Origin of the sequence: Burkholderia mycopellens, from assembly GCF_964265025.1 — a bacterium.
In the GTDB taxonomy this organism is placed as follows: domain Bacteria; phylum Pseudomonadota; class Gammaproteobacteria; order Burkholderiales; family Burkholderiaceae; genus Burkholderia.
Genome location: NZ_OZ183803.1, coordinates 849,092 through 868,071, shown reverse-complemented (window position 1 = coordinate 868,071; position 18,980 = coordinate 849,092). Strand labels below are relative to the sequence as shown.

21 protein-coding genes are annotated in these 18,980 nt (G+C 63.2%); 6 read left to right on the top strand and 15 right to left on the bottom strand.

What is annotated here, in order from left to right; genetic code table 11:
- The first annotated feature begins 46 nt into the window (after positions 1-46).
- Together ACPTTC_RS22140 and ACPTTC_RS22135 are read left to right on the top strand one after the other, a co-directional pair.
- Complete coding sequence (locus ACPTTC_RS22140; protein ID WP_423393916.1) at positions 47-466, top strand: rhodanese-like domain-containing protein; 420 nt, start codon at positions 47-49, stop codon at positions 464-466.
- A 101-nt stretch (positions 467-567) separates the two neighbouring features.
- Positions 568-894 carry a superinfection immunity protein gene (locus ACPTTC_RS22135; RefSeq protein ID WP_226195888.1) on the top strand — a complete coding sequence of 109 codons (327 nt, stop codon included), beginning with the start codon at positions 568-570 and terminating at the stop codon, positions 892-894.
- A 15-nt stretch (positions 895-909) separates the two neighbouring features.
- Here the strand turns inward: ACPTTC_RS22135 and ACPTTC_RS22130 are convergent, their stop codons facing one another.
- The 7 genes from ACPTTC_RS22130 to ACPTTC_RS22100 all read right to left on the bottom strand — a co-directional run bounded on the left by ACPTTC_RS22130 (position 910) and on the right by ACPTTC_RS22100 (position 7,438).
- Positions 910-2,085, bottom strand: a complete 1,176-nt coding sequence (locus tag ACPTTC_RS22130) for a cytochrome P450 (RefSeq protein WP_423393915.1) — start codon at positions 2,083-2,085, stop codon at positions 910-912.
- A 101-nt stretch (positions 2,086-2,186) separates the two neighbouring features.
- Positions 2,187-2,453 carry a YodC family protein gene (locus ACPTTC_RS22125; protein WP_423393914.1) on the bottom strand — a complete coding sequence of 89 codons (267 nt, stop codon included), beginning with the start codon at positions 2,451-2,453 and terminating at the stop codon, positions 2,187-2,189.
- 339 nt (positions 2,454-2,792) lie between these two features.
- On the bottom strand, positions 2,793-3,653 hold the full coding sequence (locus tag ACPTTC_RS22120) for an isocitrate lyase/PEP mutase family protein (protein ID WP_423393913.1): 861 nt from the start codon (positions 3,651-3,653) through the stop codon (positions 2,793-2,795).
- A gap of 171 nt (positions 3,654-3,824) precedes the next feature.
- Positions 3,825-5,492, bottom strand: coding sequence for an ankyrin repeat domain-containing protein (locus ACPTTC_RS22115; RefSeq protein WP_423393912.1), 1,668 nt, complete (start codon positions 5,490-5,492; stop codon positions 3,825-3,827).
- 195 nt (positions 5,493-5,687) lie between these two features.
- Positions 5,688-6,113: a GNAT family N-acetyltransferase gene (locus ACPTTC_RS22110; RefSeq protein WP_423393911.1), complete on the bottom strand. Its 426-nt coding sequence runs from the start codon at positions 6,111-6,113 to the stop codon at positions 5,688-5,690.
- Positions 6,114-6,168: 55 nt separating this feature from the next.
- On the bottom strand, positions 6,169-7,029 hold the full coding sequence (locus ACPTTC_RS22105; protein ID WP_423393910.1) for a MurR/RpiR family transcriptional regulator: 861 nt from the start codon (positions 7,027-7,029) through the stop codon (positions 6,169-6,171).
- Positions 7,030-7,084: 55 nt separating this feature from the next.
- Positions 7,085-7,438: a YgiW/YdeI family stress tolerance OB fold protein gene (locus tag ACPTTC_RS22100; RefSeq protein ID WP_301801215.1), complete on the bottom strand. Its 354-nt coding sequence runs from the start codon at positions 7,436-7,438 to the stop codon at positions 7,085-7,087.
- 232 nt (positions 7,439-7,670) lie between these two features.
- Between ACPTTC_RS22100 and ACPTTC_RS22095 the strand changes: the two genes are divergently transcribed.
- Together ACPTTC_RS22095 and ACPTTC_RS22090 are read left to right on the top strand one after the other, a co-directional pair.
- Positions 7,671-8,333, top strand: coding sequence for a response regulator (locus ACPTTC_RS22095; protein ID WP_423393909.1), 663 nt, complete (start codon positions 7,671-7,673; stop codon positions 8,331-8,333).
- Between the two features lie 5 nt (positions 8,334-8,338).
- Complete coding sequence (locus ACPTTC_RS22090) at positions 8,339-9,706, top strand: ATP-binding protein (RefSeq protein ID WP_423393908.1); 1,368 nt, start codon at positions 8,339-8,341, stop codon at positions 9,704-9,706.
- Between the two features lie 145 nt (positions 9,707-9,851).
- On the opposite strand, the gene ACPTTC_RS22085 is transcribed toward ACPTTC_RS22090, so the two are convergent.
- Positions 9,852-10,469, bottom strand: coding sequence for a hypothetical protein (locus tag ACPTTC_RS22085; RefSeq protein WP_423393907.1), 618 nt, complete (start codon positions 10,467-10,469; stop codon positions 9,852-9,854).
- A 65-nt stretch (positions 10,470-10,534) separates the two neighbouring features.
- On the opposite strand from ACPTTC_RS22085, the gene ACPTTC_RS22080 reads away from it, so the two are divergent.
- Both ACPTTC_RS22080 and ACPTTC_RS22075 read left to right on the top strand, forming a co-directional pair.
- The gene (locus ACPTTC_RS22080) at positions 10,535-10,981 is read left to right on the top strand and encodes a MarR family winged helix-turn-helix transcriptional regulator (protein ID WP_423393906.1); all 447 of its coding nucleotides are present in this window, start codon (positions 10,535-10,537) and stop codon (positions 10,979-10,981) included.
- 39 nt (positions 10,982-11,020) lie between these two features.
- Complete coding sequence (locus tag ACPTTC_RS22075) at positions 11,021-11,389, top strand: antibiotic biosynthesis monooxygenase family protein (protein WP_423393905.1); 369 nt, start codon at positions 11,021-11,023, stop codon at positions 11,387-11,389.
- 401 nt (positions 11,390-11,790) lie between these two features.
- On the opposite strand, the gene ACPTTC_RS22070 is transcribed toward ACPTTC_RS22075, so the two are convergent.
- The 7 genes from ACPTTC_RS22070 to ACPTTC_RS22040 form a co-directional block, all read right to left on the bottom strand.
- Positions 11,791-12,045, bottom strand: a complete 255-nt coding sequence (locus tag ACPTTC_RS22070) for a PAAR domain-containing protein (RefSeq protein ID WP_080334425.1) — start codon at positions 12,043-12,045, stop codon at positions 11,791-11,793.
- A 31-nt stretch (positions 12,046-12,076) separates the two neighbouring features.
- The gene (locus ACPTTC_RS22065) at positions 12,077-13,129 is read right to left on the bottom strand and encodes a hypothetical protein (RefSeq protein ID WP_423393904.1); all 1,053 of its coding nucleotides are present in this window, start codon (positions 13,127-13,129) and stop codon (positions 12,077-12,079) included.
- Positions 13,126-14,094 (bottom strand): hypothetical protein, encoded by a 969-nt coding sequence (locus tag ACPTTC_RS22060; protein WP_423393903.1) that lies wholly within the window; start codon positions 14,092-14,094, stop codon positions 13,126-13,128. The genes ACPTTC_RS22065 and ACPTTC_RS22060 overlap by 4 nt, the downstream gene beginning before the upstream one ends.
- Positions 14,084-14,386 (bottom strand): hypothetical protein, encoded by a 303-nt coding sequence (locus ACPTTC_RS22055; RefSeq protein WP_423393902.1) that lies wholly within the window; start codon positions 14,384-14,386, stop codon positions 14,084-14,086. The genes ACPTTC_RS22060 and ACPTTC_RS22055 overlap by 11 nt, the downstream gene beginning before the upstream one ends.
- A 32-nt stretch (positions 14,387-14,418) precedes the next feature.
- The gene (locus tag ACPTTC_RS22050) at positions 14,419-15,387 is read right to left on the bottom strand and encodes a hypothetical protein (RefSeq protein ID WP_423393901.1); all 969 of its coding nucleotides are present in this window, start codon (positions 15,385-15,387) and stop codon (positions 14,419-14,421) included.
- Between the two features lie 78 nt (positions 15,388-15,465).
- A complete protein-coding gene (locus ACPTTC_RS22045; RefSeq protein WP_423393900.1) occupies positions 15,466-16,437 on the bottom strand; it encodes a hypothetical protein in 972 nt (323 codons plus the stop codon).
- The gene (locus tag ACPTTC_RS22040) at positions 16,427-18,976 is read right to left on the bottom strand and encodes a hypothetical protein (RefSeq protein WP_423393899.1); all 2,550 of its coding nucleotides are present in this window, start codon (positions 18,974-18,976) and stop codon (positions 16,427-16,429) included. The genes ACPTTC_RS22045 and ACPTTC_RS22040 overlap by 11 nt, the downstream gene beginning before the upstream one ends.
- Between the last annotated feature and the right edge of the window lie 4 nt (positions 18,977-18,980).

Sequence of the window (18,980 nt, the reverse complement as noted above, 5' to 3'; positions counted from 1 at the left end):
CCCCTCATTCCACCGCGTTTTGCGCAACCTTCAGGAGAACTTTCCCATGTCCTACGTTACCGACGTGCCCGCCGCCGACAGCCCCGCCGCCCTCGCGCATTTCGAGGCATCGCTGCGCTTCGAGACCGATTGCTGGGACGTGCACGACGCGCTCGCGTCGGGTACGCCCGATTTCGTGCTGCTCGACGTACGCGGCCCCGACCAGTTCGCCGCCGGCCACGTACCCGGCGCGCGCAACCTGCCGCGCCGCAAGATCATCGAGAGCAAGCTCGCCGGCTATCCGGCCGGCACGCTGTTCGTCGTCTATTGCGCGGGCCCGCACTGCAACGGCGCCGCGCGCGCGGCGATCCGGCTCGCGCGCCTCGGCCGGCCGGTCAAGCTGATGATCGGCGGCGTAACGGGCTGGCTCGACGAAGGTTTCGAGCTGAGCAACGAAGTGCAGCCGGCAGACGCCGAAGCCGGCTGATCGTCATTAAAAGCGCAACAATCAATTGCCTGGGCGCGGCCTGCACGCAGACGGAAAAAGCGCGACAATCAGTCCCATTGCAGTTCGGATGGAGCAGCAACATGCAGAACGCAGTCCTGATTCAAGTGGCCGGTTCGGTCGCCGCGATCGCGATCTATTTCCTGCCGGCGGTCATTGCCGACCGGCGTGGCCGGCACGACAAGCTGACGGTTGCGATGTTCAACGCGCTGTTCGGGTGGACCGGCATCGGCTGGCTGATGACGCTGTACTGGGCCTGCCAGCCGAACCCGCGCACCGATGTCGCGCAGACGATCCTCGCGAAGCGCCGCGGTATCAGCATGCGAACCTTCTCGACCGGTCTCGTCGAACGCGTGCAACGCCGCGTCGCCGCCCAGGAACGATGGGCGGAGAAGCAAGGCTGCCGTTAAGTCCCTCTTTCCCCTTCACCGTGCCGCGTCGAACTTCGGCATCCTGACGTTGGTCGACGCACGGTAATGCCACGCCAGCCCGTCGTGCGGCGCTCCGCCGCCCGCACGCAGCCACGCCCCGAACGCCCCCGCCGTCACCGCCCGTGCGATCCGCTCGCCCGGGCAACCATGCGGCCCCGTGCCGAAGCCGAAATTCGGCCCGGCCGCGCGGTCAGGCATGAACCGGTGCGGATCGCGATGCACGGCCGGGTCGCGATTCGCCGCGGCAAGCACGACGAGAATCGCGTCACCGGCTTCGACGGTCACGCCTTCGATCGTCGTGCGCGATGCGACGAAGCGGCGCGTGTTCTGCACCGGGGAATCGAAGCGCCCGACTTCGGCAACGAATGCGTCGAGCGCGGCATCGTCCGGAACGCCGCGCGCCGCGCTCGCTCCCGCGTCCCCGTTCCACGCCACCAGGGTATTGCCGAGCCACGCGGCGGTCGCCTCGCAGGTCTGCGACAGCAGCCCGACCAGATTCGCGACCAGCGCGCCGCTCGCGTGCCAGCCCGACGCACGGGCCGCCTGCTGCACCGCGGCCACGAGCGTGCCGTCATGGGCCTGCGTGTGCGCGACGCGCTCCGTCATCCGGTCGAGCAGTTGCCGCGCAGCGTCGCTCGCGCGAGCCAGTGCTGGGGCATCCGACAACGGCGAAAGCGCGGCGACGAAGTCGACGACCCGCGCCGCGATATCGTCGAGCTGCGTCTCGTCGAAGCCGAGCAGATCGGCGACCGCGCAGACGGGCACCGTCATGCACCACGCGTTCAGTTCGCCGGCATCGCCCGGCGCCGGCAAGCGCCGCGCGGCAATCCGCGCGGCACGGTCGCCCAATGCAGCCGTGTCGATCGGCGCGAACGCCGTGCGCAGCGCCTGCTTCGGCACGTCGTGCCGCAACGCGCCGTCGTTCATGCGCACGAGCTCGCCGAACAGCGCGCCGGCCGTCGTGCCGCGCAACGCGGGCGGCACGGGTGCGTCCAGCGGGCGAACACGGCAGGCCGGATGGCCCAGCACGGCCGTCACGGCAGCCGCGCGGCTCGCGACCCACAGGCCGAGCGTGGCGTCGAACGCGAGCGGCGGCCCGTCGACGAGCGCCGCATAGTAGGAATAGGGATCGCGGTGCGTGACCGCTGCGATAGGATCGGTCGGGTTCATGCGGACAGTATCGGCGCAGCGCACCGCCGCATGTTTCGGGCCGACGTGAAATGTCGCGGCGCGGGTACCGGGCGCGGCTGCATCGCGACGACAGGTGCTTGTCAGGCAGCCGAGCGGCAGCGATGCGACTGCATGCGCATGCGTACGCGCCCGGCCGAAATCGCGCGCGGCTCGGGCACCACCGTGTCGTGAGGGAACATTTCCTGCCGGAATTCGCCGTTTTCGTCGAACCACTGGCAGATCAGCCAGTCGCCGTCGTCGAATACGACCGGCCCGGCATAGGTGATGGTCATGCGCGGCCCGCCCGTCTTCAGCGTCACGACATCGCCGACACGAAACCTGATGCGTTGATTTTCTCGGTTCGTCATCGCTCTCTCAACATTCTTATATATCGATATTACCGGCGGCTTACCAATCGTTCATTCGAACGTGCCGCAGATTATCAATCAAAAAACCAGCCGGCAACTCCCGCGTTCAAAAAACATCCTGAACGGGGAAATGCAACAATGCGCGGCATCGACCCGCACGGCGGGCGCCCGATCGCCCGATCCGGCGCGGCTTGCGCGCCGGCGAAGGTCGAACGGGATGAATGCGGAGAATAGACGATGTATTTTACGCCGTCACCGATGTTTAATCTTGACGCGAAATCGGTTGATTATAGTCAATTGAAAGTTTCAGCTGGAAACGATCCCACGGTTTATTTACACTTATTCTCCGAACAAAACCGGTGAATTATCGGGTGATGCAAACCAGCGGTTGATATCGCGCCCCGGTACGGCAGCTTGCGAAAACGTAAACGTGCCGTCCTGCGCCATCTCCTTCGCCGCGCGCAGGAATGCGCCGAGCGCGGCCCGCGCCAGCGCGCCGCCGACGCTCACGCGCTTCACGCCGAGCGCCGCCAGCGCGTCGAGGCTCAACAAGCCGCCCTGCAGCCCCATCACGACGTTCACGGGCGCGCCGACCGCCTGCGTCACCGCCGCGATTTCGTCCGCATCGGTGATACCCGGCGCGTACAGCACGTCGGCGCCCGCGTCGCGATAGGCGACGAGCCGCGCGATCGTGTCGGCGAGGTCGTGACGGCCATGCAGGTAGTTTTCGCATCGCGCAGTCAGCGTGAACGGGAACGGCAGCGCGCGTGCCGCGTCGACGGCGGCCGCGATACGCTCGATCGCCGCTTCGCGCGCATAGATCGGCGCGTCGGCGCGGCCCGTCGCATCCTCGATCGAGCCGCCGACCGCGCCGGCCTCGGCCGCGAGCCGGATCGTTTCGGCCACCGTGTCGGGCGCGTCGCCGAAGCCGTTCTCCAGATCGGCGCTCACGGGCAGGCCGCCCGCGGCGACGATCTCGACGATGTGATCGAGCATCGCGTCGCGGTCGATCGCATTGTCGGGCTGCCCCTTCGAAAACGCGTAGCCGGCACTCGTGGTCGCGAGCGCCTCGAAGCCGGCCATCGCGAGCAGGCGCGCGGTGCCGGCGTCCCACGGGTTCGGGATGATGAAGGCGCCGGGGCGCGCATGCAGTGCGCGGAAGGCTTCGGCTTGGCGGGCTTGCAGGTCGGAAAGGGTCATCGCGGACTCCGGAGGGAAGTTGACGACCGAGCTTACGCCGCTCGTGCACGCGACGTTTCAGCGTTCGCCGAAATGTCGTCGTGTGACTGGAAAACCCGGCACGCCGACTGTACGCCGGCAGCCGCCAACGAGCGGGCCGCCGTCGCCTACCCGTCGCCGGCCCACGGTCGTTCAGATCGATGCGCTCGGCCCGTCGTCGATGCCGAGCAACACGTCGGTCACGGCCTCCGAGAAGCGCATCGCGCGACCGTCGATCAGCACGCCGTCCGGATTCGACGGATCCCGCACGGCTTGCGGCACGCCGTGCGCGAGCAGCACCCGCGCGCAAGCCTCCCAGTCGGACGCACCGGCATGCTCCGGTTCGTTGACGGACGCCCAGGACAACGTGCCGAGCGCGTCGCTCCCGAACCCGTGCATGTCGCGCCAGCTCGCGCCGTGCGCGAGCAGGAACGCGAGCAAGTCCGCATCGCCGCGGAACACCGCGTGATTCAGCGCGCTCGCATCCCAGTCGCCGCCCCGCGCGGCGATCGGCCAGCCCAGTTCGACCATGACCTTCACGGCGTCGCCCGAACCCCACGCGGCGGCGTCCGGCAGCAACCGCAGCCGCTCGCCCGGCAGCGCACCGGGCAGGTCGGGATGGCGCGCCTGGATGCGCCGCGCTTCGTCGGCGTCGGCGCGCGCGCAGGCCGCCACGAACGCGTCCTGCGCATCGAGCGCCTCTTCCGCGCCGGCCGCACGCAACAACGCCGCGACGTCGGGCAGCCCGGTCTGCATCGCCAGCCGGTACGCACTGACGCCTGCCGGGGTCCGCGCGCCGGGATCGGCGCCGGCCGCCAGCAGCGCGGCGATGTGGCGCGCCGAGCAGCGCACGCCGATCGCCCGCAACAACGGCGCGCCCCAGGTTTGCGCCAGCCCTGCTCCGGGCGGCTCGTTCGGGTCGCCGCCATGCGCGAGCAGCAGTTCGAGCGCCTCTGCGTCACGCATGTCGAATGCACGCCGCAACGCATTCGTCCCGCCCACCCGCGCGCCGTGTTCGAGCAGCAGGCGCGTACAGGCCGGGTTCTCCACCGAGTGATACAGCGATTCGCCGTCGTTCGGATCGGCGCCGGCTTCCAGCAGCATGGCGGTGAGAACCGGATCGCGATTGACGCCCGCTGCGCCGTACAGGGCCGACAATGGCCCCGCTTCGTCGGGCTCGGCGAGCGAAGCCGGCGGAAAGCGGTTGCCGATCCGCTGGTTCGGATCGGCGCCGGCGTCGAGCAGAAGGCGCGCGCAGGCGCGCAGCCTGGCGGCAAACCCGGGAAGTTGCCCGAGCCGCGAATGCGTGACGGCGACCAGCGGCGGCAGCTTCAGCACGCCGCCGGCGCGCGCGATCCAGCCGGGATCGGCGGCCAGTGCCGCCTTCACCGCGTCGAGATCGCCGGCCGCGCATGCGACGGTCGGATCGGCCGCAACGAGATCGGGATGGTCGAGCAGCAATTGTGCGGCGACGCGCGGCCGGGGTGCGTCGAAGCCGCCGGTCACGTCGCCGCCGTACGCCAGGTCGAGCCAGCGCCGGATCAGCTGCGACCGCGGTTGCCCCGCCAGCGCATGCGTTTCGACGAATGCGCCGAGATCGGCCCATGAGGCAAAGCCGTACTCGCGCGCAATGCAGGATTGCGCGTCATGCAGGCGAAGCCCGAGCGCGAGCGCTTCGTCGTGCGTGCGGTTCGCGGCGGCGGGGAGAAACCGGACAAAGCGCGCGACGGCATCGGCGTCGCCTTGCCGGTACAGGCGCAACAATGCCTTGGCCTGCTTTTTCAGATGATCGGGATTGGCCTTGGGCGGCAGCTTTTTCATGCGAATCCTCGTGCAGTCATGGCCGAAGGTCCGCAATACCGCCAGCACAAAGGACAGGGGAAAGTGAATTTGCCGCGACAGGTGGGTTCAACCCTTTCCGCGGACCCGGAAGCGACCTGCATCGCTGCCCGGTATCCTAGGCGAGCGCCGGCGACCTCGTCAACCGCGCCACGCCACGCCACGCCGCGGCGAGGCTCAGCCCGCGAGCTGCTTCATCAGGAAAATGCGCGTATGTCCGACCGGATAATCCGGCAACTCGCCGAAGCGGACATAGCCGCGCTTCTCGTAGAACGGCCGCGCCTGGAAGTCGAAGGTGTCGAGCCACGCGCTATGGCAGCCGCGCGCGGCGGCTTCCGCCTCGGCCAGATCCATGATGCGCGTGCCCGCGCCCTGGCCGCGCGCGGCCTCGGGCACCACGAGCAGGTCGACATGCAGCCAGCCGTACGCCGTGCTGCCCCACAGGCCGCCCACCACCGCGCCGTCGCCATCGGTCACGACCACGGCCAGCGGACGGGCATCGTTCGGGCCAGCCTGGCTTTCGTTGAACCGGACGAGCGGCGCGACGATCTGCTTGCGCACGTTCGCGTCGCCCGCGTCCGTCACCTCGTATGTGAACGTCATCGGTTGAGTTCGCCTGAATCGAAAACAAGAAACGGTTGAAGCCGTGCGTACCGCGTCAAACGACGTAAGCACCCTTCGCGTGCAGTTCCGCTTCCGTGCGCTCGAGCGCGGCGACCGCATCGCTGCCTTCGAGCGCCAGCAACTGCGCGACCAGCGTTTCGGCGATCGCGTGCGCGGCCACCAGTGACGGGAAGAACGACGGGCTGTCGTGCGTGAAGATCAGTTGCGCATCCGCGTGCAGTGCGATCGGCGACACCGCGCTGTCGGTGATCGCGACGATCCGGCTGCCCTGCGCCTTCGCGGCCTGTGCGACGCGCGTCGCTTCCGCCGAATACGGTGCAAAGCTGACGACGACGGTCACGCTCTGCTTCGCGATCGTCCGCAGCTCCATTTCGAGCGAACCGGCGACGCCGTTGAGCAGCGACACGGTCGGACGGAACAGCCGATAGCCGTACACGAAGCCGAACGCAACCGGGTAGCACGAGCGAAACCCCGCGACATGCACGTGCGACGCCTTGCGGATCAGTTTCGCGGCATCGGCGAGCGCGTGCTCGTTCTGCGCGGCGGTGGCCGACAGATTGTGTTGTTGCGCGGCGAGCAGGTCGTGCGCGAGCGACGCCTTCGCGTCGGGCCGCACGAGCGAGCGCGCCCGCTGCGTGAGCGGCTCGGGGCGCGTGCGCACGCGTGCGACGCACAGGTCGCGCAGCTCGTTCCAGCCGGGGAAGCCGAATTGCTGCGCGAGCCGCACGAGCGATGCGGGCTGCACCTGTGCGCGCTGTGCGACCTTGCGCATCGACGAGGTGGCAACCTCGTCGGGATGATCGAGCAGGAAGGCGGCGCCCGCCTGGAATTGCGGGCTCAGCTCGGAAAATTGCGCCCGGATCCGGGACGCGAGTTCGTCGAAATTGGCGGCCATCTTGGTGGGTACGGGAACCGGTCGTCCATGGTATCACCGGCCCCGCGCGCACCGGTCAGCGCAGCACTTCGACGTGATCGGCGTCGACCTTCACGCTACCCGACCATTTGCGCTCGAATTCGCCGGTCACCTTCACTTCGTTCTTGTCGCTGACGGGCTGGCCGGCCGCCCACAGCTTGTGGTCGATCTCGACGCGGATCGTGCCGGTCGCATCGGCGAATTCGTAGTCCTCGCCGCCGACATGCTTGACGATGCGGCCCTGCAACTGCACGTGCTGGTCGTCCTTGCCGTTCGCGAGCAGTTCCTTCACGGTCGTCGGGGTCAGCGTGGACGGCCCCGTGTATTGCGCGTAGACGGCGGCGGGCAGCGTGGCGAGCGCAACCGTCAGGATTCTGGCCAGGTGTTTCATGATCGTGGTCCTCTTCTTCGATGTGGCGCCGCGCCCCGTTGAACGCGACGGCCCCAGATTACGGACCGTAAGATTAAGCAAACCTGAAGGCCGCACCGAAGCGACACGGTGCCGCATCGAACGCCCGCCAACGCCCGCCGCGCGCCGCCCGCATTTAAGGTGCGCCTAAGACACGGGCGCTTATCATGGGAACCCCGGGTGCCACGGCGCCCCGTTGAAGAGACACCAATTCATGCGCGTATTGCTCGTCGAGGACGATCCGCTGATCGGCAGCGGGCTCGAACAGGGCCTCAAACAGGAGGGCTTCGCGGTCGACTGGGTGAAGGACGGCGACGCCGCGTCGCTCGCGCTGCGCGCGACCGGCTACGGCCTGCTGCTGCTCGATCTCGGGCTGCCGAACCGCGACGGCCTGTCGGTGCTCGCCGCGCTGCGCCGCCGCGACGAAAACCTCCCCGCGATCATCATCACCGCGCGCGACGGCGTGCCCGACCGCATCGCAGGCCTCGACAGCGGTGCGGACGACTATCTCGTCAAGCCGTTCGAGCTCGACGAACTGCTCGCCCGTATCCGCGCCGTAAACCGCCGCCACGCGGGCCGCGCGCAGACGACGCTCGCGATCGGCCCGCTGCGGCTCGACCCCGTCAAGCACCTCGTCTGGCTCAACGACGACGAAGTGCCGCTGTCGCCGAAGGAGTTCGTGCTGCTGCACGAGCTGATGCGCGACCCGGGTGCGGTGATTTCGCGCGAGCAGTTCGAGGAGCGGCTGTACAGCTGGGGCGAGGAAATCGAGAGCAACGCCGTGCAAGTGCACATCCACAACCTGCGCAAGAAACTCGGCCACGACACGATCCGCACGGTGCGCGGCGTCGGCTACCGGATCGGTGACGGCCCGTGACGCGCATGCAACGCGCGATCGCGCGCTGGCGCAACGCATCGCTGCGGCGGCGCCTGCTGACGTGGCTGCTGCCGGCCGCATGCGTGATCGGCCTCGTCGCGAGCGCGGGCACCTACTGGGGCGCGCTGCGCGAGCTCGACGACCTGCTCGACGACCAGATGCGCAGCATGTCGAAGCAGATCGTCGTCGGTCCGAACGGCGAGCTGTCGTTCAGCAACCACGCCAATGGCAAGCACGGTTTCGAAGCGAGCGACCCCGACGCCGTACTGCTGCAGGTCTGGCGCAACGGCACGCTCGTGTATTCGACCGACCGCGATTCGAAACTGCCGCCGCCCGAGCAGAAGGGCATCGCAAGTGTCGACGTTGCCGGCCAGCCATGGCGCACCTATGTGACCCAGCGCGGCGGCACGACGATCCGGCTCGCGCAGGCACGCCATGCCCGATGGGAAGCGATCGCGGGCATCGCCGTGCACCTGCTGTGGCCCGTGTTCTCGATGCTGCCGCTGCTCGCGATCGGCCTGTGGTTCGGCATCGGCGCCGGGTTGCGGCCGCTGCGTACGATTGCATCCGGCCTCAAGCGCAGGAATGCGAACAATCTGGAACCGGTCGACGTCGGCTCGATGCCGAACGAAGTCCGACCGCTCGCCGAAGCGATCAACGACCTGCTCGCGCGCCTCGACCGCTCGTTCACGCTGCAGCGTCACTTCATCGCCGATGCCGCACACGAGTTGCGCACGCCGATCATGGGCCTGTCGATCCAGTCGCAATTGCTGCGGCGCGCGGCGACCGCCGAAGAACGCGAGCAGATCCTCGCGCAGATCCATGCAGGCACGACGCGCCTCGGCCACCTCGCCGAGCAGTTGCTGACGCTCGCTCGCCTCGAACCCGATGCGCAGGCGGCCGCCGCCGTGTCGGCCCCCGTCGATCTCGCCGCGCTGTGCCGGTCCGTAGTTTCGGATCGCACGCGCGTCGCCGACGCACACCGGATCGATCTCGGCGCGATCGTGTCGACGCCGGTGATGACGTCGGGCAATGCGGACACGCTGCGCGTACTGCTGAACAACCTCGTCGACAACGCGATCCGCTATGCGGGCGACGGCGCGCGTGTCGATGTGTCTGCACGCATCGACGGCGCGACGCCCGTGCTCGAAGTCGCCGACGACGGCCCGGGGATTCCGGAGGCCGAACGCACCGACGTGTGGGAGCGCTTCTATCGCGGCGCGGGCGCGCAGGCCGTCACGTCGTCGGGCAGCGGGCTCGGGCTGTCGATCGTCAAGCGGATCGCCGAACAGCATTGCGCAACGGTTGCGCTCGGCACCACGCGCGGCGGGCACGGGCTGACCGTCACGGTGCGCTTTCCGCTGCCGGCCTGACCCGCGCGCATCGCGCGGCTTGTCCACAGATTGTGTTGGCAAGCTTGTGGACAACCGTCCATTAACAGCACCAAGCCATTGATCGGAAAGGGTTTGCCAGGCGTGCGCGGCAAATGCGCCAGCGCGGGTCAATCACGCATCCCGCTCAGCTGTCGTTGACGATTCGCTCGATCCGCAGGCCGGTCGAGGTTTCGAGGATGCTGGCGTGACGCGTCACGACGCAAAACAGCCGGCCCTTGGGATAGTCATCCGGCTTTTGCCGGGTCCGATCCTCGGTGTGCACGACCACGGTTCCGTTGAGCGGATACGCACCGACGTGTTCACCCAGGAAATAGATCTGGCCGTTCAACTGGTAATAGCCATTCCCGAGGTACCAGAACGAATCGTTCCCCGTCGCGATCCGGTCAGTGCCCAGATAGATCCCGTCGCCCTTCCTGACGATCGCATAGAACAGCAAGCCGATTTGCGGTTCGATGACGGTGTAGTGATTGGCACGGATGTCGTCGAGCACCTTGTCGCGAACTTCGTCACTCAGGTAGGTGCTTTCGCCGAAATACTCGGTGTGATGGTAGGGCGGCGTACAGGCATGCGCACTCGTGCCGCATGCCACCGCCACCAACGGCACGGCGATCGCTTTCCGGATCGTTCTCACTGATTTCTCTCCAGGTTCTTTATTGTCGGACCGCCATCCGGCGCGGCAAATGTTACCGGTGCCGGATCGCGTCGCCAGTTTACCGAACCGCTCTCGTTCAGGAAGATGCATTCGCCAAATTGACAACCAGTTGTCCAATACGTAAAGTAGTTGTCAATTCATCCCGCGTATCGAACATGACGAAATCCGCGAAGTTGACCGCCGTCGCGCTGTCCGTATTCCGCTTGAACGGCCTGCTGATCGAATGGGGCAACACCTTTGCCGGGCCGCACGGCCTGACCAGCGCGCGCTGGCAGGTGCTGGGCGCCATCTCGCTGGCGCCGGAAGCCCCGAACATCCCGCAGATCGCCGACGCGATGGGCATCACGCGGCAGGCGGTGCTGAAACAGATCAACGTGCTGACCGACGAAGGGCTGGTTCAGTCGCTGCCCAACCCGGCGCACAAGCGCTCGCCCTTGTATGCGCTGACGCCTCGCGGCGAGGCGGCCTACCAGGCCGTGGTCGGGCAGTGGCAACAGCATGTCCGCGAGATCGCCGGCGACTTCAGTTCGGCTGACCTGGATGCGGCGATCCGCGTGCTGTCGGCGATGTCCCGCGCACATGGTGCCGATGCACCGACGTGAGCGCTCAGCCCCCCCTCACCCTCACCCGCAGGAGTTCCCATGCCTCATTTCAAGCCGCTGGATCCGGCGTTTCCGATCCAGCAACAGATCGCCATCGACGCGGAGCCGGTTGTCCTCGTCAACGTGTTCACGTTGGCCGCCGCCGACGAAGCGGACTTTCTCGCCGTGTGGAAGGACGACGCCGAATTCATGAAGCGGCAGCCGGGATTCATCTCGACCCAGTTGCATCGCGCGCTCGGCGACAGTCCGACTTATCTGAACTGCGCGATCTGGGAATCGACCGAAGCGTTTCGCGCGGCCTTCACGCATCCGGAGTTCGTCGCCAAGCTGTCGGCCTATCCGTCGTCCGCCGTCGCAAGCCCGCACCTGTTCCAGAAAGTCGGCGTCGCCGGTATCTGCACGGCGTGAGGGCATGACCTGCCCGGCGAAGCTTAAGAAAACGTCCTGGCGGCTGGTTGTCCGGTCCAGTAATCAATCGTCCCTGGCGGGCGGCCCGACCCGTTTGCAGAAGCACGTTGTACCCATCCCGGTTGGATGGCTGGATCGTCCCCGGCGGCAAATGCCCTATCCCCAAACACCGATGCGGCTGTTCGGCGTAGCCAAGTGCGTTGCTCTGATCATCGCGTCAAAGTAAGACGCGAAAGCGTGAAGAACTTTGCCTGCCGCCACACAAACGGTAGCCCCCCGCCCTGTCTACTATAGAGAGGCATGCGAACAGCGACAAACTGCGGTGACTCGGCGGACGCCGATGCGTCGCCCGGTGCATGTCTGCTTGGAAGTTGAATCATGGCGTGCTTTCCCTGTTCCGCTCAATCAAGCAACCAGCCGTTATCACCCTCGACCAGCGTGCCGCCGTGGCTGGTAGTGTCACCCTCGCGGGCGACCGCCCGGCCACCAAACGTGGTTACGCCCCCGGTGACGATGACAGCACCGCAACTCGTAGAGTCACCGACACAGGCCGCTTTTCTCCCCCCGACTGTCACGCCGTCCGTGCCGCTGATAACAGTCCCAGGTCCGTGCAATGGACAGACATGGCGATGGCCGACAAGCACAACGGGTCGCATGAAAATCTCCGATGGTGATATTGATCAGCCGTTACTTTCCAGCGGCGGCACTCTGTTCGCCCACGTACTTCCACTGGAAGCTGAAGGGGTCCACGCCCCGGTCCCCCGGCAGGTTCGGCAGTGAATCTCCTTCCTTGACGAACACTTCGTAATAGCCTCCGAGCCGTTCGATGCTCTTGCCCGTCGCGGCCCAATAGCCGGTCTTTGTCGCGTAGTCGCCCGGACGGGCGTACGGCAGCGCGGGGACCTGCGTACTGGCATCCACTTCGCCGAGGAATTCAATGTGCCGCCCCTCACGCGCTTCTTCATCGGTCGGCTTATAGACCCTGAAATAGAGGCGGTTCGACGGTGCGTTATCCGTGATCGAGTACCTCATCCTGCCCCTGCCCTGCGAATCCGGACGTTCCTGAGCCTTGCGGATCTCAGCCCAGTCGTGCTTCGGATGCCAGTAGACGATTTCATAAACGTGATTGCCTGGAAGGAACTGGGTGTTCACGATCACAAACTCACTAGGTATATCTGAAATCCATTGGCTTTTTGCTTTTAGGACACGAGGATTCGCCTCTCTCTCTTCATCCCTAGGGGCCGGCCTGATAGTCATAATGCCGTCATCCTTGGGTGGTGGAGCGGGATCGATGCGCTTGCCTTCTGAATACAATTGTATTCGGGGAACATTCGGTGCTGGCCCATCAGTCCATTTAAAGTCCCTGTCGCTCGAATTGATGTAAGACAGGTAATAATGGATTTCGACGTAGTTGCTGCCAAGCTTTCCGTCACGAAACCTGATCTGCGTAATCAGCGGATTCTTGACCCAACCAACGCGCTCATCCGGGACGACGTCGGTCTGGTTGGCACTTTGCTTGTCAGTCAAGGGACTGGTCGGTAACGGAAAGGCTTGCGATACTGGCGAGGCAAAGCAGGCCGACGCCGCTACAAGCCCCGCTGTCAGAACAACCACTCCGGTACCGCGCATCGTCCGATGGTGATGTCTCATCTTTCGTGCTCTTAATAGAAATGCGATTTCTTTGGTATACACCGGTTCACGATTGGGCATGAATACATCCTGGAAGTAATCTGCTGTCATTGCCCGCTAGCCTGACTGTGGTCGCCCACGTACTTCCACTGGAAGCTGAAGGGGTCCACGCCCCGGTCCCCCGGCAGGTTCGGCAGTGAATCCCCTTCCTTGGCGAACACTTCGTGATAGCCGCCGAGCCTTTCGATGCTCTTGCCCGTCGCGGCCCAATAGCCGGTCTTTGGCGCGTAGTCGCCCGGACGGGCGTACGGCAGCGCGGGGACCTGCGTACGGGCATCCACTTCGCCAAGGAATTCAATGTGCCGCCCCTCACGCGCTTCTTCATCGGTCGGCTTGTAGACCCTGAAATGGAGGCGGTTCGACGGCGCGTTATCCGTGATCGGATACATCATCCTGCCTTTGCCCGTATCGGTACGGTCCAGAACCTCGCGCACGTCGATCCAGTCGAGTTGCGTATGCCAGTAGACCATCTCGTAGACGTGTGTGCCAGGAAGGAACTGGCTGTTCATAATCACAAATTCACCGGGGCCATCTGAAGTCCATTTGCTTTCAGCCTTAACCTTGTTGGCGTACAGTTTTATTTCCTCATCCCGGGGAGCGGCGACATAAGGTTCAATGTCACGATGCTTAGGCGGGGCAGGCTTAATCTCCTTGCCCCCTGAATACAGCCGCATTGCAGGACCATCAGGTGTCGGTTTACCGGTCCACTTAACGTCCTGTTTACTTGGATTGATATAGGAAAGGTAGTACCGCATTTTAATACTGTCGTCACGTACGATTGCGTCATGGAATCTGATCTGCGTGATCAGCGGATTCTTGACCCAGGTTACCCGCTCATTCGGCACGACGCCCGTCTGGTTTCCACTTTGCTTGTCGGTCATAGAAATTTTCGTAGTTTGGTTCGAAGGCGGCACCGCGTGCTGTTCCGCAAGGGACGAGCAGCCGAGCAGCGCCACCATCCCCCAGATCGAAACAACGAGACGGGCACCGTTCATTGTCAGACGGTCAGGCTTCATCCTTCGCGCTCTCGATAAAAAATGCAATACTTTCGGTATTAGTTAATGCCTTGTTGGGCGTGAACTCGGCGAGTACCCGTGCCGCGCGTGCCCCATAGGTAGTCTGTCCGTTGTATCTATCAGGGTCATGTGCCCCGTTAACATCGACCTTCTGGTCCTTGGCATGAGCGGTATTCTGCAAATGCGCCACCTCGTGCAACCGGATTTCCATACAGTTCTGATCGACCGGATCCCTGTTATTAAAGCTTCGGAAGAATGAACCATACTGGCAAGCGATATTGACGTATTCCATCCGGAAGCCTGGATGGTGATAATGATCAGCCGTTACTTTCCGACGGCGGCACTCTGTTCGCCCACGTACTTCCACTGGAAGCTGAAGGGGTCCACGCCCCGGTCCCCCGGCAGGTTCGGCAGTGAATCCCCTTCCTTGACGAACACTTCGTAATAGCCTCCGAGCCGTTCGATGCTCTTGCCCGTCGCGGCCCAATAGCCGGTCTTTGGCGCGTAGTCGCCCGGACGGGCGTACGGCAGCGCGGGGACTTGCGTACTGGCATCCACCTCGCCAAGGAATTCAATGTGCCGCCCCTCACGCGCCTCTTCATCGGTCGGCTTATAGACCCTGAAATAGAGGCGGTTCGACGGCGCGTTATCGGTGATCGGATACATCATCCTGCCTTTGCCCGTATCGGTACGGTCCAGAACCTCGCGCACGTCGATCCAGTCGAGTTGCGTATGCCAGTAGACCATCTCGTAGACGTGCGTGCCGGTGAGAAACTGGCTATTCGCGATTACAAATTCGTCTGCAACCTCGCCTACCCATTTCTCCTTTGCCTTCATCACATAGGTAGATCGCTTTATATCTTCGTCCCGGGGAGCGGCGACATAAGGCTCAATGCCACTGTACTTAGGCGGGGCAGGCTTAATCTCCTTGCCCCCCGAATACAGCCGCATTGCAGGGCCATCCGGCGTAGGCTTGCCTGTTGTCTTAACGTCCCCATCGCTCGGATTTATGTATGTGGTGTAGTACCGTATTTTTACACTGTTATTACGCACAATTGCGTCATGAAACCTGATCTGCGTGATCAGCGGATTCTTGACCCAGGTTACCCGCTCATTCGGCACGACACCCGTCTGGTTTTCACTTTGCTTGTCGGTCATAGAAATTTTCGTAGTTTGGTTCGAAGGCGGCGTCGCTTGCTGTTCCGCAAGGGACGAGCAGCCGACCAGTGCGATCATCCCTCCAATCGAAATAATGGCGCGAACGCCGTTCATTGTCAGACGGTCAAGCTTCATCCTTCGCGCTCTCGATAAAAATGCAATACTTTCGGCATTAGCTAACGCCCTGTTGGGCGTGAACTCGGCGAGTACCCGTTACTTTCCAGCGGCGGCACTCTGTTCGCCCACGTACTTCCACTGGAAGCTGAAGGGGTCCACGCCCCGGTCCCCCGGCAGGTTCGGCAGTGAATCTCCTTCCTTGACGAACACTTCGTAATAGCCTCCGAGCCGTTCGATGCTCTTGCCCGTCGCAGCCCAATAGCCGGTCTTTGGCGCGTAGTCGCCCGGACGGGCGTACGGCAGCGCGGGGACCTGCGTACTGGCATCCACTTCGCCGAGGAATTCAATGTGCCGCCCCTCACGCGCTTCTTCATCGGTCGGCTTGTAGACCCTGAAATAGAGGCGGTTCGACGGCGCGTTATCCGTGATCGGATACATCATCCTGCCTTTGCCCGTATCGGTACGGTCCAGAACCTCGCGCACGTCGATCCAGTCGAGTTGCGTATGCCAGTAGACCATCTCGTAGACGTGCGTGCCGGTGAGAAACTGGCTATTCGCGATTACAAATTCACCCGGCCCATCTGAAGTCCATTTGCTTTTTGCTTTTACTACGCTAGCGTTCGCCTTTATCTCGTCATCTCTGGGGGGAGCCTTGAGAGCTATAATGCCGTCATCCTTACGCAGGGGCTCGGGATTAATGCGCTTGCCTTCTGAATACAACCGAATGACAGGATCATCCGGTGTCGGCATGTCAGTCCATTTAGCATCTTTCTCACTTGGATTGATGCATGAAAATCCGTACCGTATCTTGATGCTGCTGGCACGTACGATGGCGTCATGAAAACTAATCTGCGTAATCAGCGGACTCTTGACCCAGGTTACCCGCTCATCCGGCACGACACCCGTCTGGTTTCCACTTTGCTTGTCGGTCATAGAACTTTTCGTAGTTTGGTTCGAAGGCGGCGCCGCGTGCTGTTCCGCAAGGGACGAGCAGCCGAGCAGCGCCACCATCCCTCCAATCAAAATAATGGCGCGAACGCCGTTCATTGTCAGACGGTCAGGCTTCATCCTTCGCACTCTCGATAAAAAATGCAATACTTTCGGCATTAGCTAACGCCCTGTTGGGCGTGAACTCGGCGAGCACCCGTGCCGCGCGTGCTCCATAGGCAGTCTTTCCGTTGTATCCGTCAGGGTCATGTGCCCCGTTAACATCGACCTTCTGGTCCTTGGCATGAGCGGTATTCTGCAAATGCGCCACCTCGTGCAACTGGATTTCCATACGGTTCTGATCGACCGGATCCCTGTTATTAAAGCTTCGAAAGAATGGACCATACTGGCAAGCGATATTGACGTATTCCATCCGGAAGCCTGATTGGGCGGGCTTGAGTGCCTTGGCCGGATACACCCCCGGCTGCACATAGGCACCTGCTTCAAAACCCAGTGCGCCCTTGACCACCCGTTGCATGGATATATGGCGGAAGAACTCCCGCATGCCTTTCAGGTAGTTATGGACGTGATGCCCGGCAGGCGCGGCCGCAAGCTGGCCGTGCAACGTCTCCGGGGCAGCGATGTCATTGGGCGTTACGCCAAACCAGTATTCGAAGTTTGACCAGAGATCGTGATGGGCAACATTGTGAATCGTTTGCAGAGTCGCATATTCCCTGACGACTGGCGCCCGCGCCGAGGGCGCATCAGGCATGGCGGCATTGGCGTCCGCCCAGGGTTCGAGTTGTTTGAGGCGCTTCTCGATCAGCTTCAGGCAGGTTATCCAGCTCTGCCGGATTTCCAGTTCGAACGCCTCCTCGGACAGCGTTGCGTCCGTTGCGAGACATTCCCGCATCTGGGCCAGAAAGCCCACTGGGTGGAAATGCCAGTTCTTCGTATCCATCGGCGTGGATAGCGGCTTCATGGCATTGTTCACACCGTCCTGCTGTACCTTCGCGTCGCTCCAGAACTGCTGACGCTGAATATCCTGCAAGAACGCCTTGAGCTGGCTGTCGGATAATTGCGGAAGCGGCGGATGGCCACCTTGCTGAAGTTTGTCGTATCGCTTGCCGTTGTTACTGCTGTCCCATTCAGTGTGGAACCGGACAGCGGCGGTGCGCAAGATCGCGTCAACGCCATCCGCGTGAAGATCCTCGAGACTCAGGCTCGCAGAAGACTTGTGTGCGGCGGACAGGATTTTCTGCATGACCGCATCGTCGTCCTCAACGAAGCCGTCGTCTGTCGTGTTCAGTTCGCTATCCTCATAGGCCTGCCATCCCCGCGCTACCCAGTCGCTATCGGTAGTCAGCATCACCCACGCGTCGCGGACAAATTCCCGCCCATCGGCTGCTGCGCTCACTTGATCGGCGTACGCGTAGTAGGTGCTTCCATCCATGCCAAAGAGTTTGAAACATATCAATTCCTCAACTTGAGTTGGCACCGTTCCATCCACCCCGCAGGGGATCGCTCCAAAAAAGCAGGAGCCGGCTGGAAACACTTGCATGCTTGATGCGGATAATCTGCCTTCCCTTGAAAAAACATCTGTTGCCAGCGTCGCATTCCGCGTCAACCACACCTTCCCCATACCATCGCTTCTCTGTCCATCCGCATATTCCTGGTACGACGAACTTGGGTTGATAATGTTCAGCGGAACAAGCGGCTTCATCTGCCTCACCAACTTATTCTCACCCGTAAAAATCTCGAAGTGGAAGCTGTCCGCCACCGGGCCAAGATCGCCGTCCGTTATCCCGGCGTAACCGATCACCTGTCCGGCCCTGACCGGATATTCCATTGAGAAGGTGCGGTCCAACGGCATCCACCGCTTTTCCGTCGGATGACAGCAATACATGAATGAAATGGGGTAGCCCAGCCGGATTTTCTGCTCGGGCCTCAGTGGAGCGCCTGGCTCCACGTCCAGATACATGCGCTCGATCCATCCTTCGCCACTGTTGCGGGTATTGATGTCAGTAATCCTGATCTTGACCATGTGGTGCGCATCATCAATCACCGCGCTTACCGTTACTTCGTCGCCGCGCAACGCGGCAACCGGAACAATTGTATTGGTGGTCGTGAGAAACGGCGGCAGGACTGCCTTGTTCTGCAACTGCTTCTGCGGCAGCAGATTCGCGTAGAGCGAGTAGAAGTGCGCTCCGATGTATCTGGGGATGCTCGCGCTGACACCCTGCGAAACGCCCGCCACGGGCTGCATTTCACCGCCTCCTCTATTGACCTCGCACTCGTGCCGTATCAGTACAAAGCTGCTGCTGAACTGCCGGGGCGGTGACGGCTGCGGCTTGGCTTTCGACGCTGACGCCTTCACGGGTGCGGCCGCCTTGATCTGCCGGTCGAGTTCGCTGTCGATATAGTCCCGATCCAGTCGGAATGCGACGATGGTGCCGTCTGCGACCGCGCGCACCGGCTTTTTTCCGCTCAGGTGTACGCCGCCGTGCCAGAAGCGGTTGCGCCCTACCGGGAATACCCCTCCCGCGACGTGCTTCGCGAGATCAATATATTTGCGGGCAAGTGCTGGCGTACTCAGCGCGGCACTGGCTGATCGCGGGTAAGACGCTGGCTGCGGGGCGCTGTAATAGGGATCGTCTTCAAATGGGAAAGTCACAATCACGAGG

Excerpts from the sequence above, each read along its gene's own strand:
- ACPTTC_RS22085 (WP_423393907.1), bottom strand. The coding sequence starts at position 10,469 with ATGCATCTTCCTGAACGAGAGCGGTTCGGTAAACTGGCGACGCGATCC.
- ACPTTC_RS22140 (WP_423393916.1), top strand. The coding sequence starts at position 47 with ATGTCCTACGTTACCGACGTGCCCGCCGCCGACAGCCCCGCCGCCCTC.
- ACPTTC_RS22070 (WP_080334425.1), bottom strand. The coding sequence starts at position 12,045 with ATGCGACCCGTTGTGCTTGTCGGCCATCGCCATGTCTGTCCATTGCAC.
- ACPTTC_RS22135 (WP_226195888.1), top strand. The coding sequence starts at position 568 with ATGCAGAACGCAGTCCTGATTCAAGTGGCCGGTTCGGTCGCCGCGATC.
- ACPTTC_RS22060 (WP_423393903.1), bottom strand. The coding sequence starts at position 14,094 with ATGAAGCCTGACCGTCTGACAATGAACGGTGCCCGTCTCGTTGTTTCG.
- ACPTTC_RS22110 (WP_423393911.1), bottom strand. The coding sequence starts at position 6,113 with ATGACGTTCACATACGAGGTGACGGACGCGGGCGACGCGAACGTGCGC.
- ACPTTC_RS22055 (WP_423393902.1), bottom strand. The coding sequence starts at position 14,386 with ATGGAATACGTCAATATCGCTTGCCAGTATGGTTCATTCTTCCGAAGC.
- ACPTTC_RS22100 (WP_301801215.1), bottom strand. The coding sequence starts at position 7,438 with ATGAAACACCTGGCCAGAATCCTGACGGTTGCGCTCGCCACGCTGCCC.
- ACPTTC_RS22105 (WP_423393910.1), bottom strand. The coding sequence starts at position 7,029 with ATGGCCGCCAATTTCGACGAACTCGCGTCCCGGATCCGGGCGCAATTT.
- ACPTTC_RS22095 (WP_423393909.1), top strand. The coding sequence starts at position 7,671 with ATGCGCGTATTGCTCGTCGAGGACGATCCGCTGATCGGCAGCGGGCTC.
- ACPTTC_RS22125 (WP_423393914.1), bottom strand. The coding sequence starts at position 2,453 with ATGACGAACCGAGAAAATCAACGCATCAGGTTTCGTGTCGGCGATGTC.
- ACPTTC_RS22080 (WP_423393906.1), top strand. The coding sequence starts at position 10,535 with ATGACGAAATCCGCGAAGTTGACCGCCGTCGCGCTGTCCGTATTCCGC.
- ACPTTC_RS22130 (WP_423393915.1), bottom strand. The coding sequence starts at position 2,085 with ATGAACCCGACCGATCCTATCGCAGCGGTCACGCACCGCGATCCCTAT.
- ACPTTC_RS22115 (WP_423393912.1), bottom strand. The coding sequence starts at position 5,492 with ATGAAAAAGCTGCCGCCCAAGGCCAATCCCGATCATCTGAAAAAGCAG.
- ACPTTC_RS22050 (WP_423393901.1), bottom strand. The coding sequence starts at position 15,387 with ATGAAGCTTGACCGTCTGACAATGAACGGCGTTCGCGCCATTATTTCG.
- ACPTTC_RS22065 (WP_423393904.1), bottom strand. The coding sequence starts at position 13,129 with ATGACAGCAGATTACTTCCAGGATGTATTCATGCCCAATCGTGAACCG.
- ACPTTC_RS22045 (WP_423393900.1), bottom strand. The coding sequence starts at position 16,437 with ATGAAGCCTGACCGTCTGACAATGAACGGCGTTCGCGCCATTATTTTG.
- ACPTTC_RS22120 (WP_423393913.1), bottom strand. The coding sequence starts at position 3,653 with ATGACCCTTTCCGACCTGCAAGCCCGCCAAGCCGAAGCCTTCCGCGCA.
- ACPTTC_RS22090 (WP_423393908.1), top strand. The coding sequence starts at position 8,339 with ATGCAACGCGCGATCGCGCGCTGGCGCAACGCATCGCTGCGGCGGCGC.
- ACPTTC_RS22075 (WP_423393905.1), top strand. The coding sequence starts at position 11,021 with ATGCCTCATTTCAAGCCGCTGGATCCGGCGTTTCCGATCCAGCAACAG.